The 15,150-nt window shown below is 74.4% G+C and carries 2 protein-coding genes; both read right to left on the reverse strand.

Translation table 11 applies throughout. The annotated features are described in order from the left end of the window. Positions 1–11,708, reverse strand: an 11,708-nt coding sequence (locus tag ACFRMQ_RS25070; protein WP_380732853.1) for an SDR family NAD(P)-dependent oxidoreductase, incomplete at its 3' end; no start/stop codon positions are given. Between the two features lie 2 nt (positions 11,709–11,710). Next, on the reverse strand, positions 11,711–15,150 hold a 3,440-nt coding region (locus ACFRMQ_RS25075), incomplete at its 5' end, for an SDR family NAD(P)-dependent oxidoreductase (RefSeq protein ID WP_380732854.1).

Below are 15,150 nucleotides of genomic sequence, written 5' to 3' on the forward strand. Positions count from 1 at the left end.
GCGTCCACGCCCTCCACGACGAGCCGCCACAGGTCGTCCGGCGACCCCACCCCACCCGGCAACCGGCACCCCATGCCCACGATCACCACCGGATCGGCGCCGACATCCGCTCCACCCGCGGGCACCACCGGCACCACGTCCCCACCCGTACCGGAGAGTTCGGCGGTGAGGTGGTCGGCGAGGTCGGCGGGGGTGGGGTGGTCGAAGACGAGGGTCGCGGGCAGCCGCAGGCCGGTGGCGCCGGCGAGGCGGTTGCGCAGTTCGACGGCGGTCAGGGAATCGAAGCCGAGGTCGCGGAAGGCGCGTTCGGGGGTGATCGCGGCGGCGTCGGAGTGGCCGAGGACGGTGGCGGTGTGGGCGGCGACCAGGGACAGCAGGTCCGACGCGGGGGCCTTGGGCGTCGGCAGGGTCCGCGGCATCGAGAGGTCGGCCGTGGTCAGCGCGGGACGTCCGGCCGCCAGCGCGGTGTCGAACATGGCCAGGGCGCGTTCGGTGCCGATGGGGCGGATGCCCTTGCGGGCGAGGCGTTGGCGGTCGGCCGCGGTGAGGTGGGCGGTCATGCCGCTCTCCTGCTCCCAGTGGCCCCAGGCCATCGACACGGCGGGCAGTCCGAGGGTCTGCCGGTGTGCGGCGAACGCGTCGAGGTAGGAGTTCGCGGCCGCGTAGCCGGCCTGGCCGGCGTTGCCGAGGACACCCGCGGCCGCGGAGAACAGCACGAAGGCGGCGAGGTCGTGCTCGCGGGTCAGCTCGTGCAGGTGCCAGGCGCCGTCGACCTTGGGGCGCAGCACCCGGTCGAGCTGCTCCGCGGTCAGCCGTTCCACCACGGTGTCGTCGAGCACCCCGGCCGCGTGGACGACGGCGGTGAGCGGGTGTTCGGCCGGGATCGACTCCAGGACGGCCGCCAGCGCGTCCCGGTCCGCGACGTCACAGGCCACGACCCGCACGTCGACGTCCCCTCGCGGCTCCGGGTGCGCCGCCGCGCCGCCGCCGCGGCTGACGAGCAGCAGGTGCCGTACCCCGTAGCGGGACACCAGGTGTTGGGCGACGGCCTGGCCGAGGGTGCCGGTGCCGCCGGTGATCAGCACGGTGCCGTCGGGGTCGATCGGCTGGGGGACGGTGAGGACGATCTTGCCGGTGTGGCGGGCCCGGCTCATCAGCCGGAAGGAGTCGACGGCCTGGCGGAGGTCGGCCGCGGTGACCGGCAGCGGCTCCAGCGTCCCGTCGGCGATCATCGCCACGGCCCCGGCGAGGATGTCGCCCTGCCGCGCGGGGTCGACGTCGTTGAGGTCGAAGGCCCGGTAGACCAGGCCCTCGGGTGAGCGGACGTCCGTCTTGCCCAGCTCGACGAACCGTCCGCCGTCGGCGAGCAGCCGCAACGAGGCGTCGGTGAGCTCTCCCGCGAGGGAGTTGAGGACGACGTCCATGGGCGGGAAGCGGTCGGCGAACCGGGTGTCGCGGGACGAACCGATGTGGTCGTCCGCCAGTCCGAGGCCCCGCAGGGTGTCCCACTTGGCGGGGCTCGCGGTGGCGAAGACCTCCGCGCCGCTGTTCAGGGCCAGCCGGACGGCGGCCATGCCCACACCGCCGGCGCCGGAGTGGACCAGGACCCGGTCGCCGGGGCGCAGCTCGCCGAGGTCGAACAGCCCGTACCAGGCGGTGGTGAACGCGACGGGCACCGCCGCCGCCTCGGTGAAGCTCCAGCCGTCGGGGACGGCCGTCAGGAGCCGGTGGTCGGCGACCGCGCGCGGCCCGAAGGCGCCGGGCAGCATTCCCATGACGCGGTCGCCGGGCCGCCAGGCCGTGACGCCGGGGCCGACCTCGATGACGGTGCCGGCTCCTTCGCCGCCCAGCGGGGGCCGGTCCGGGTACATGCCGAGGGTGATGAGCACGTCGCGGAAGTTCAGGCCGGCCGCGCGTACGGCGACCCGTACCTGTCCGGGTTCCAGCGCGGCCTCCTGCCAGGGCAGCAGGGCCAGGTCGTCCAGCTGTCCGGTGCCGGACTCGCTCAGCCGGTACGCGCCGTCGGGGGCGGCCGGTTCCGGCGCGTACCTGGCCTGCCTCGGCACGAGGACGTCTTCCCCCCGCAGGGCCAGTTCGGGTTCGTCGCCGGCGGTCATGGCGGCCCGGACGGCGTCCTCCTCGGACGCGTCGCCCGTGTCGACCAGGACGAACCGGCCGGGGTGCTCGGCGGCGGCGCTGCGGACCAGGCCGCGTACGGCCGCGCCGGCCACGCCGCGGGTCAGGACGGCCAGGCGGGCGGCCGGCCGCTCCGGCGTCCGCTCGGCCAGGAAGTCCTGGACGAGCGCGCGGGCCCGCTGGACGAGGGCGTGCACGGAGTCCGCGTCGGCTTCCGCGGTGAGGACCGGGCTCGGCACCACCTCGGTCGGTGTGCCCGGGATGAGGGGCACCCACTGGGTGTGCAGCACCGTGGCCCGGGCCTCGGCGGCCGGACGGACGGTCAGCGCGGTGATGTCCGCGACCGGGTTGCCGGACAGGTCGGTCAGTGTCGCGCGGTAGGTGTCGGTGCCCGTGCGGGTCAGGTGGACCCGGGCGGACGACGCTCCGGTGGTGTGCACGGCGACGCCGGAGAAGGAGAACGGCAGCCGGACCCGGGTGTCGGGGCTGAGCAGGATCAGCGGCTGGAGCGCGGCGTCCAGGAGCGCGGGGTGGAGGCCGTAGCCGGCGCCGTCGGGGACGGACACCTCGGCGTACAGTTCGTCCTCGCCCTGCCACAGCTCCCGCACGCCCCGGAACGCGGGTCCGTACTGGTATCCGAGTCCGGCGAGGAAGGCGTAGAACCCTTCGGGGTCCACGGGTTCGGCGTTCCTCGGGGGCCGGCCGGGGTGTCCGGCCGTCAGCCGGGCGCCGAGGGTCCCGGACGCGTGGCGGACCCAGCCGTCGCCGCCCTTGGAGTGCACGGTGACCGGGCTGCGACCGGCGTCGTCCGGGGCGCCGACGGAGACCCGGATGTCCGTGGGGGTGTCCGAGAGCGCGAGGGGCAGGTGCAGGACGAGGTCGTCGAGGGTCCCGCCGGCCAGGGTGGCGAGTTCGAGGAAGGCGGTGCCCGGCAGCAGGACCGTGCCGTCGACGGCGTGGTCGGCCAGCCAGGGGTGGGTGCGGGTGGAGAGGCGGCCGCTGTGCACGGTGCTGCCGTCGGGCAGTTCGACCGTGGTGCCCGCCAGCGGGTGCCCGGTGCCGTGGTCGCCGGCCGAGGGGGTGAGCCAGTAGGTGCGGCGCTGGAAGGCGTAGTGCGGCAGCCTGACGCCGTGTGGGCGGTCGTGCGGCCAGGTCACGGCGGCGCCCTGGACGTGGAGGCGGGCCAGGGCGGTGTGGAATTCCCCGACGGCGCCGTGGTCGCGGCGCAGGGTGCCGGTCGCCACGCCGTCCAGGTCCTGCACCAGCACCGGGTGCGGGCTGACTTCCACGAACACCTCGTGGCCGTCGGCGGTGAGCCGGGCGGTGGCCAGGTCGAACCGTACGGGTTCGCGCAGGTTGCGGTACCAGTAGCCGGCGTCGAGGCCGGAGGTGTCGACCGGCTCGCCGGTGACCGTCGAGTAGAACGGGATCGCCGCGGGCCGGGGCCGGACGTCCGCGAGGTCGGTCAGGAGCTGTTCGCGGACCGCCTCGACCTGCGCCGAGTGCGCCGCGTAGTCGACGGGGATGGCGCGGGCGCGGATGCCGTTCCTGGCGCAGGCCGCCAGCAGTTCGTCCAGGGCCCCGGGTTCGCCGGACACGACGACGGTCGAGGCGGAGTTGACGACCGCGACGGTGATCCGGTCGCCCCAGGGGCTGAGGTGGTCGGCGGCGTCGTCGGCGGACAGCGCGACCGAGACCATGCCGCCGTGTCCGGCCAGGGCGACGAGCGCCTTGCTGCGCAGGGCCACCACCTTCGCGGCGTCCTCCAACGACAACGCCCCCGCCACGTACGCCGCCGCGATCTCGCCCTGCGAATGCCCGACCACGGCGTCCGGCTCCACACCATGGGCACGCCACAGTTCGGCCAGCGCCACCATCACCGCGAACAGGGCCGGCTGCACCACATCCACCCGCTCCAGCGAACCCCCGCCCGTCAGCACCTCCACCAACGACCAGTCCGTGAACGGCGCCAACGCCGCGTCACACGCGTCGATCGCCTCCCGGAACACCCGCTCCGAGCCGTACAACTCCCCACCCATACCGACCCACTGCGCACCCTGCCCCGGAAACACGAACACCGACCGGCCCAGCGGACGGGCGATCCCGGTCACCAGACCCGGCGCCGTGCCACCCTCCGCCAGGGCCTCCAGGGCCACGGCGGTGCCCACCACCACGGCCCGGTGCTCGAACACGGTGCGGGCGGCCAGAGCGCCCCCGACCGCCGCCGCACTCACCTCGGGACGCACGGCGACGAAGGCACCCAGCCGACGCGCCTGCTCCCGCAACGCCGCATCCGACGTCCCCGACAGCACCCACGGCAGCACCCCGCCCGTGGACTCCGTCGAGACCCGGACCGGCTCCTCGGCGGCCGCCTCGATCACCACGTGCGCGTTGGTCCCGCTGATGCCGAACGCCGAGATGCCCGCGCGCCGCAGGTGGCCGTTGTCGGGCCAGGGCCGGGCCTCGGTGAGCAGCCGGATGTTTCCGGACTCCCAGTCGACATGGGAGGTCGGCGCGTCCACGTGCAGTGTCGGCGGCAACTGCCCGTGCCGCATCGCCATGACCATCTTGATCACACCGGCCACACCGGCCGCCGCCTGGGTGTGCCCGATGTTCGACTTCACCGACCCCAGCCACAACGGCTCCACCCGCCCCTGACCGTAGGTCGCCAGCAGCGCCTGGGCCTCGATGGGATCGCCGAGCGTCGTCCCCGTCCCGTGCGCCTCCACCGTGTCCACCTCGGACGCCTCCAACCCCGCATTGGCCAGCGCCTGACGGATCACCCGCTCCTGCGAGGGACCGTTCGGTGCCCCGAGGCCGTTGGAGGTGCCGTCCTGGTTCACCGCCGAACCCCGCACCACCGCCAGCACCCGGTGGCCGTTGCGCCGGGCGTCCGACAACCGCTCCAGCAGCACCAGCCCCGCGCCCTCACCCCAGGCGGTGCCATCGGCGGCCTCGGCGAACGCCTTCACCCTGCCGTCGGGAGCCAGGCCGCGCTGGCGCGAGAACTCCGTGAACCCCAGCGGGGTCGCCATCACGGTCACCCCGCCGGCCAGGGCCAGTGAGCACTCCCCCGAGCGCAGCGCCTGCGCCGCCAGGTGGATCGCCACCAGCGAGGACGAGCAGGCGGTGTCCAGCGAGACCGCCGCGCCCTCCAGCCCCAGCAGGTAGGCGATCCGGCCGGAGGTCACACTGGTCGCGGCGCCCGTACCGAGATAGCCCTCGGCGTCGGCGGGCGCCTGGTCGCCGTAGCCGGAGGACCAGATGCCGGTGAACACGCCCGTCCGACTGCCCCGCAACGACGTCGGATCGATCCCCGCGTCCTCCAACGTCTCCCACGCCGTCTCCAGCAGCACCCGCTGCTGCGGATCCATCGCCAACGCCTCACGCGGCGAGATCCCGAAGAAATCCGCGTCGAACCCCGCCGCGTCCGCGAGAAAACCACCCGACCGCGTGTACGACGTCCCAGGATGATCCGCGTCAGGATGGAACAACCCCTCGACATCCCACCCACGATCCGACGGGAACCCGCCAATCGCGTCCACGCCCTCCACGACGAGCCGCCACAGGTCGTCCGGCGACCCCACCCCACCCGGCAACCGGCACCCCATGCCCACGATCACCACCGGATCACCCGACACCGGAACCGCGGGCACCACCGGCACCACCGGCGCCACATCCGCCCCCGTACCGAGGATCCCGCTCAGCAGGTGCTCGGCGAGTCGCCGCGGGGTGGGGTGGTCGAAGACGACGGTGGCGGGCAGGCGCAGGCCGGTGGCGGTGTTGAGGCGGTTGCGCAGTTCGACGGCGGTCAGGGAGTCGAAGCCGAGGCCCTTGAACGGCTGCCCCTCCCATGCGGCCCCCGGTTCGCCGTGACCGAGCACGGCGGCGGTGTTGGCGGTGACCAGGTCGAGTGCGGCTCGCAGCCGTTCGGCCTCCGGCAGTGACCGCAGGCGGTCGGCGATCGCGCCGTGCCGCGCCGGGCGCCGGGCCGCCTTGCGGGAGACGAGGTCCTTGAGGGCCGCCGGGGCCGCCGGGGCGTCCGCCATCACGGACAGGTCGAGGCGTACCGGCACCAGCGCGGCCCGGTCCGTGGCCAGGGCCGCGTCGAACAGCGACAGGGCGTGGTCGGTGGCCAGCGGCACGACCCCGGCTCGCGTCAGCCGGTCCTGGTCGGCCTCGGTCAGGTGCCCGGTCATGCCGCTGGCCTCGGCCCAGTAGCCCCAGGCCAGCGAGGTCGCCGGCAGTCCGAGGGCTCGCCGGTGCACGGCGAGGGCGTCGAGGAAGGTGTTGGCCGCGGCGTAGTTGGCCTGCCCGGGGCTGCCGAGTGTCCCGGCCGCCGAGGAGAAGAGGACGAACGACGTCAGGTCCAGCCCCCGGGTGAGTTCGTGCAGGTTCCACGCCGCCCGAGCCTTGGGCTCCCAGACCGCCGCGAGACGCTCCGGGGTCAGGGACGCGACCACGGCGTCGTCGAGCACGCCCGCCGCGTGCACGACCGCGGTCAGCGGACGCTCCGCCGGAATCGCATCCAGCACGGCCGCCAGCGCGTCCCGGTCGGCCACGTCACAGGCCGCCACCGTCACCTCCGCGCCCAGCCCCTCCAACTCCTCGCGCAGCACCTCCCCGCCACCCCGACGGCTGACCAGCAGCAGATGCCGCACACCCCACCCGGCCACCAGATGCCGGGCCACCAGGCCCCCCAGCGTCCCCGTACCACCGGTGATCAGCACCGTGCCCTCGGGGTCGACCGGCTGGGGAACCGTGAGAACGATCTTCCCGACGTGAGCGGCCCGGCTCATGAACCGGAACACCTCGACCGCGTCCCGTACCCCCCGCACGTCCAAGGGCAACGGTGCGAACCCGCCGTCCGTGCAGGCCCGTACGACGGCGTCCAGGATCTCGCCGAGCCGTTCCGGCCCGGCGTCGGCGATGTCGAACGCCCGGTAGACGATGTCGGGATGGTCGGCCGCGTCGCGGATGTCGGTCTTGCCCATCTCCACGAACCGCCCGCCGGGCACGAGGAGCCCCAGGGAGGCGTCGACGAACTCGCCGGACAGCGAGTCCAGCACCACGTCCATGGGCGGGAACGTCTGCTCGAACTCCAGGGTGCGGGACGAGGCGATGTGTTCCTCGTCCAGTCCCAGGCCGCGCAGGATGTGCCACTTGGCCGGGCCGGCGGTGGCGAACACCTCCGCCCCGAGCCGCCGGGCCAGCTGGACCGCCGCCATGCCGACACCGCCGGTGCCGGCGTGGATCAGCACCCGGTCACCGGCCTTCAGCCCGCCCAGGTCGCGCAGGCCGTACCAGGCGGTCAGGAACACCACGGGCACGGAGGCGGCCCTGGCGAACGACCAGTCGTCGGGCATCCGGACCAGCAGCCGCTGGTCGGCGACGGTGACCGGGCCGAAGGCGCCGGGAACCAGGCCCATGACGCGGTCGCCGGGCCGGAACCGGGTGTCCGGGCCGGTTTCGAGGACGACGCCCGCGCCTTCGCCGCCCATCAGGGCCTCGCCGGGGTAGACGCCGAGGGCGATCAGCACGTCCCGGAAGTTCAGGCCGGCCGCCCGCGTCGCGATCCGGACCTGCCCTGGCCCCAGCGGCTCCATGAGCTCCGGGCGGGGCACCAGCGCCAGGTCGTCGATGCTGCCGGTGCCCGTGTCCTCCAGCCGCCAGGTCCCGTCCGGCGGGGTGAGGCTCGCGCCGACGCGGACCAGGCGGGGCACGCGCAGCGCCCCTTGACGTACCGCCAGTTCCGGCTCGTCCGTGCCGGCGATCAGCGCGGGGTCCCAGGTCGAGTCGGCGTCGACCAGGACGAACCGGCCGGGGTGCTCGGCCCGCGCGCCGCGGACCAAGCCCCAGACCATCGAGTGGTGGAGGCCGACCACGTCACCGGGCGCGGCGGCGACGGCGTCGCGGGTGACGACCACCAGGCGCGTCCGCTCGCCCGCCACGTGGTCCCGGATCGCGGCGAGGACGCTCCGCGCGCTCTCGTACGCCGCCTCGACGGTGTCCGCCTCGGGCTCCGGCCCGGGCACCTCGTAGACGGCCGGGGCCACGGTGTCGCCGCCCGTCGGTGCCGGTTCGAGGGCCGGCGATTCGAGGGGCAGCCAGTCGAGTGCGTACAGACTGTCCGGGACGGCGGTGGCGTCCCGGACGGTCAGCGACGTGATGACCGCGACCGGGGTGCCGTCCGGATCGGCCACGGCCACGGCGTACGTGTCCGGCCCGGTGGCGGACAGGCGTACGCGCAGCGTCCGGCCGCCCCCGGGCCGTATCACCACTCCGGTGAACGCGAACGGCAGGCCGGTGCGGTCGGTGAGGAACGCCATGGGGTGCAGTGCGGCGTCGAGCAGCGCGGGGTGCAGGGCGAACGGTTCCTCGGCGGGAAGCTCCACCTCGGCGTAGACGGTGTCGCCGGCCCGCCAGGCCGCCGTGACGCCCTGGAACGCCGGCCCGTACTCGTAGCCGAGCACGGCCAGCGAGTCGTAGAGCCCGTCGACGTCGAGGGGTTCACCGGCCGGCGCCCAGTCCCAGGCGCTCGGCACCGGCTCCTCGCCCAGGGTCCCGGTGGCGTGCCGCACCCACTCGTCGCCGTCACGCGAGTACACCGTGAGCGGGTTGCGGCCGTCGTCCTCGGGGCCCACGACGACCTGGAGGTGCACCGGGGTGTCGTCGAGGACGAGCGGCGTTTCGAGCACCAGTTCCTCGACCGCGTGGCCGAGCCGGCCGGCCGCGTAGGCCGCCATCTCCGCGAACGCGGTGCCGGGCAGCAGGACGGAGCCCCGCACCGCGTGGTCGGCCAGCCACGGGTGGGTGGCGAGCGAGATCCGTCCGCTGAGCACCGCGCCGTCGGGCAGTTCCACGAACGTGCCGAGCATCGGGTGGTCGCCCGACGCCGTCGGGACGGGCCGCAGCCAGTACGGCCGGCGCTGGAAGGCGTACGTCGGCAGGCTGACGGGCTCGGTGTCGTCCGGGAACCGCCAGTCGACGGGGACGCCCCGGACGTGGAGGCGGCCGAGCGAGGTGAGGAAGTCGTCCTGGTCGCGCCGGAGCGTGCCGGTGACGAGGAGGTCGGAGCCGTGGTGGTGGCCGGTCTCCTCGACGGCGGAGACCAGCACCGGGTGCGGGCTGACCTCGACGAAGACGGTGTGGCCGTGGTCGAGCAGCGCACGGGTGGTCCGGTCGAACAGCACGGGTTCGCGGAGGTTGCGGTACCAGTAGCCGGCGTCGAGGGCGGAGGTGTCGACCCGTGCCGCGGTGACCGTGGAGTGGAACGGGATCGTCGCCGGGCGCGGTGTGATGTCGGCCAGGTCGGTCAGCAGCTGCTCGCGGACCGCCTCGACCTGGGCGGAGTGGGCGGCGTAGTCGACGGGCAGGCGGCGGGCGTGGACGCCGTCGGCCTCGCAGGCCGTCAGCAGTTCGTCCAGCGCGTCCAGGTCGCCCGACACCACCACGCTGTCGGCCGAGTTGACCACCGCCACGGTCAGCCGGCCGTCCCAGCGGGCCACGAACTCGGCGGCCCGCTCCTGCCCGAGCCCCAGGGAGACCATGCCGCCCTGGCCGGCCAGCACCGCCAGGGCCTTGCTGCGCAGGGCGACCACCTTGGCGGCGTCCTTCAACGACAACGCGCCGGCCACGTACGCGGCGGCGATCTCGCCCTGTGAATGCCCGACGACGGCGTCGGGCTCCACACCATGGGCACGCCACAGGTCGGCCAGCGCCACCATGACCGCGAACAGGGCGGGCTGCACCACGTCCACCCGCTCCAGCGAGCCACGGCCGACCAGCACCTCCACCAACGACCAGTCGGTGTACGGCGCCAGCGCCGCGTCACACGTGTCGATCGCCTCCCGGAACACCGGCTCCGAGCCGTACAACTCCCCACCCATACCGACCCACTGCGCCCCCTGCCCCGGGAACACGAACACCGACCGGCCCAGCGGACGGACGGTCCCGGTGACCAGACCCGGCGCCGTGCCGCCCTCCGCCAGGGCCTCCAGGGCCGCCACACCGCTCAGCACCGCACGGTGCTCGAAACGCGACCGCCCCGCCAACGCCCGGCCCACCGCGACCGCGCCGACCCCCGGACGCCCGGCCAGGAACGCCCCCAGCCGACGTGCCTGTTCCCGCAACGCCACGTCCGACTTCCCCGACAGCACCCACGGCACCACCCCGCCCGTGGGCCCCGTCGAGACCCGGACCGGCTCCTCGGCGGCCGCCTCGATCACCACGTGCGCGTTGGTGCCGCTGATGCCGAACGCCGACACGCCGGCACGGCGCGGGCGCCCCGTCTCCGGCCACGGCCGGGCCTCGGTCAGCAGGGAGACACGGCCCGCCGACCAGTCGACGTGGGAGGTCGGCGCGTCCACGTGGAGGGTCCGCGGCAGTTCGCCGTGCCGCATCGCCATGACCATCTTGATCACACCCGCCACACCGGCGGCGGCCTGGGTGTGCCCGATGTTGGACTTCACCGATCCCAGCCACAACGGCTCCACCCGCCCCTGGCCGTAGGTCGCCAGCAGCGCCTGGGCCTCGATGGGGTCGCCGAGGGTGGTTCCGGTGCCGTGGGCCTCCGCCGCGTCCACCTCGGACGCCGCCAACCCCGCATTGGCCAGCGCCTGCCGGATGACGCGTTCCTGCGACGGACCGTTCGGCGCCGCGAGCCCGTTCGACGCGCCGTCCTGGTTCACCGCCGAGCCCCGGACCACCGCCAGCACCCGGTGGCCGTTGCGGCGGGCGTCCGACAGACGTTCCAGCAGCACCAGGCCGGCGCCCTCACCCCAGCTGGTGCCGTCGGCCGCCTCGGCGAACGCCTTCACCCGGCCGTCGGCGGAAAGCCCCCGCTGCCGGGAGAACTCGACGAACCCCGCCGGCGTCGCCATCACCGTCACCCCGCCGGCCAGCGCCAGCGAGCACTCCCCCGCCCGCAAGGCCTGCGCCGCCAGGTGGATCGCCACCAGCGACGACGAACACGCCGTGTCCACCGACACCGCCGGACCCTCCAGCCCCAGCAGGTACGACACCCGCCCGGACGTGGCGCTGGTGGCCGTTCCGGTGGCGAGGAAGCCTTCGAGGTCCGGCGGCGGCTGGTTGCCGTAGCCGGAGGACCACAGGCCGGTGAACACGGCTGTGCGGCTGCCGCCGAGTGTGGTCGGGTCGATGCCGGCGTGCTCGACGGTCTCCCAGGCGGTCTCCAGCAGCACCCGCTGCTGGGGGTCCATCGCCAACGCCTCGCGCGGCGAGATGCCGAAGAACCCGGCGTCGAAGCCGGCGCCGTCGGCGAGGAAGCCGCCCGACCTGCTGTAGGTCGTGCCCGGCCGGTCCGGGTCGGGGTCGTGGACGACGTCCCATCCACGGTCCGGCGGGAATTCGGTGATCGCGTCGGCGCCGTCCGAGACGAGCCGCCACAAGCCGTCCGGGGACTCCACCCCGCCCGGGTAGCGGCAGCCCATGCCGATGATCGCGATCGGCTCGCGCGCGGCCTCCTCCATGTCGGCGAGGCGCCTGCTGAGCACTCCCAGGTCGGCCGTGGCGCGCTTGAGGTACGTGCGGAGCTTCTCTTCGTCAGACATCGCTACTGCTCCTCAGCGTTTCGGGACTCGCCCGAGCGGATGACCTCGGTCCTGCGGTGCGCATCGTCCAGGAGACTGAACAGTTCGTCGTCGCTGACCTCGTCGTCGCCGACCTCGTCGACACCGGCCGCGGAGCCGGTGCGTCTGGCGGTCCAGGCCGCGAGAAGCGCTTCGAGGCGGGCCGCGACGGTCGCGTGGTCGGCGTCGGCGGCCGCCGCGTCCAGGCTGGACTTGAGCCGGTCGAGTTCGGCGAGCAGGGGGTCGGGTTCGGTGCCGTGCAGCCGGGTGTGCACGAAGGCGGCGAGGCGGGTCGGTGTCGGGTGGTCGAAGACGAGCGTGGCGGGCAGGCGCAGGCCGGTGTCCGCGTCGAGCTGGTTGCGCAGTTCCACGGCGGTGAGCGAGTCGAACCCGATGTCGGTGAACGCCCGGTCGGGGTTGACCGCCTCCGGTGACGAGTGCCCCAGGACGAGGGCGACCTGGCCCATGACGAGTCGCAGCACGTCGGCCCGCGTCCACACGCGGTCGGCCGCCTGCCCGCGCCGGGGCCGTACCAGCTCCCGCAGCAGGGCGGGCGGGTCGCCGGCGCGGCGCAGTGCCGGCAGGTCGAACCCGACGGGGGCGAGGGTGGGGGTGCCCGCGGTCAGCGCGGCGTCGAACAGGGCCAGCGCGTCCGTCGTCGGCAGCGGCCGTACGCCGGCCCTGACCAGACGGTGCCGGTCGGTGGCGGTCAGGCCTCCCGTCATGCCGCTGGCCTCCGCCCAGTAGCCCCAGGCGAGCGACACGGCCGGCTGTCCCTGGGCGTGCCGGTGTGCGGCGAGGCCGTCGAGGTACGCGTTCGCCGCCGCGTAGTTCGCCTGGCCCGCGCCGCCCAGCACACCGGCCGCCGACGAGAACAGCACGAACGCCTCCAGGTCCGAGGTCAGTTCGTGGAGGTGCCGCGCCGCGAGGGCCTTCGGCTCCCACACCCGCGCGAACTGCTGCGGGGTGAGGGATTCCACGACGGTGTCGGCCAGCGTGCCCGCGGTGTGGACCACCGAGGTGACCGGGTGGTCGGCGAGCAGCCGCGCCACCGCCTGGCGGTCGGACACGTCGCACGCCACGATGTCGGCGGTCGCGCCCAGCGCGGCCAGGTCGGCGGTCAACGCGGCCGCGCCCGGGGCGTCCGGGCCGCGCCGGCTGACCAGCAGCAGGTGCCGCACGCCGTGCCGTTCGGCGAGGTGGCGGGCGATCGTGCCGCCCAGGGTGCCGGTGCCGCCGGTGACGAGCACCGTGCCCTCGGGGCCGAGCGGCGAGGGCAGCGGTTCGGTCCGCACCCGTTCGAGGCGGGGGACGTGAACGGCGCCGCCGCGGATCGCGAGCTGGGGTTCGTCGCCGGCCAGCCGGACCTCGTCGCCGTCGTCACCGTCGCCGTCGACCAGCACGAACCGGCCGGGGTGCTCGGTGGCGGCCGACCGGACCAGGCCCCAGACGGCGGCGGCCCGCGGGTCGACGTCCTCGCCCGGACGGACCGGCACGGCGTTGCGGGTGGCGACCACCATGCGCGGGGTGTCCGTGGTGAGGAAGTCCTGGATCACCCGCAGGGTCTCGACGGGCGAGGTGGCGTGGTGGACCGGAAGGTCCGTCGCGGTGGTCGCCGCTTCCAGGACCGGCCACGCCACCTGGTAGGGAACCTCCCGCGTGGTGGCCCCGGCCGGCCGGCGCAGGGTCAGCGAGGCGATCTCGGCGACCGGCGCGCCCGACTGGTCGGCGAGGCCGATCGCGCAGGTGTCCTGGCCGGTCACGGTCAGCCGGACCCTGGCGTGCTCGGCGCCGCGCCACCAGGAGATCCCGGCGAAGGAGAACGGCATCTTCGCCCGGTCGTCGGCGACGGTCACGGTCTGGATCGCGGCGTCGAGCAGGGCGGGGTGCAGGGCGAACCGGTTGTCGCCGGGGGGTGCGGCCACCTCCGCGTAGAGGGTGTCGCCGTCCCGCCAGGCCGCTCGCAGGCCTTGGAAGGCCGTGCCGTAGGCGAATCCGGCGTCGGCCAGGTCGTCGTAGAAGGTGTCGAGGTCGACGGCTTCGGCGAGCGGCGGCCACTGCCGTGCCCAGGGTTCCCGTGGTGCGACGGGTGCGGCGCCCAGGGTCCCGGTGGTGTGCCGTACCCACTCGCCGTCCGCGCGCGAGTGGATCGAGACGCCGCGCCGGCCCTCCCGGTCGGGGCCGACGGTCACGGACACCTGCGTGCCGTCCGCGACCACCAGCGGTGTCTCCAGCGTCAGGTCCTCGACCGCCGGGCAGCCGACGTGTTCGCCGGCCCGGAGCGCCAGGTCCACGAACGCCGCGGCGGGCAGCAGGGGCGAGCCCGCGATGACGTGTTCGGTGAGCCACGGCTGCGCGGCGGTGGCGAGTCGCCCCGTCAGCACCACGCCGTTGTCGTCGGGGAGTTCCATGGCGTCCCGCAGCAGCGGGTGGTCGAGCCGGCCGTCACCGGTCGGTGCCGGGGTGGTGGGCTGGAGCCAGTAGTGCCGGTGCTGGAACGCATACGAAGGCACCCGCACACCCCCCGTCGAGACCACGGGCGGCGTCCAGCGCACGGCACCGTCCGCCCACAACCGCCCCAGCCCCGCGAACAACCGCTCCGGAGAATCACCACCACGGCGCATCAACCCGGTCCCCACCAACACCGGATGCGGACCCACCTCCACCAACCCCGTCACACCCCGGCCGGCCAGCCACTCCAACGCGTCCGCGAACCGCACCGGCTCCCGCACCTGCCGCACCCAGTACCCCGGCTCACCCATCTCCACCGGACACCCGGCCACCGTGGACACCACCGGGATCACCGGCTCACCGAACGACAGACCCGCAACCACCCGGCCCAGTTCCTCCAGCACCGGATCCATCCGCGCCGAATGGAACGCGTGACTGACCTCCAGCCGCCGCACCCGACGCCCACGGCCCCGCCACACCCCGGCGACCGCCTCCACCGCCGCCTCGTCACCCGACACCACCACCGCGTCCGACGCGTTGACCGCCGCCACCTCGGCACCCGGCACCAGCGACCCCGCCACCTCCTCCACGGACGCCTGAAGCGACACCATCGCCCCACCACCAGCCAGCCCCTGCATCAGCCGGCCCCGAGCTTTTATCAGCGCACACGCGTCCTCCAGACCCAGCACACCCGCCACATGCGCCGCCGCCACCTCACCCACCGAATGCCCCACCACGAAATCCGGCCGCACCCCCAGCCACTCCACCAGCCGGAACAGCGCCACCTCCAACGCGAACACGCTGTTCTGGGTGAACAACGTCTCGCCGAGAACCCCCTCCCCGTCCTCGAACAGCACCTCCACCGACAACCCCAGCAGCCCGCACACCTCGTCCAAGGCCCGCGCGAACACCGGGAACACGGAGTACAGACCCCGCCCCATCCCCGCCCACTGACCACCCTGACCGGAGAACA

Source organism: Kitasatospora sp. NPDC056783 (assembly GCF_042789895.1).
Taxonomy (GTDB): domain Bacteria; phylum Actinomycetota; class Actinomycetes; order Streptomycetales; family Streptomycetaceae; genus Kitasatospora.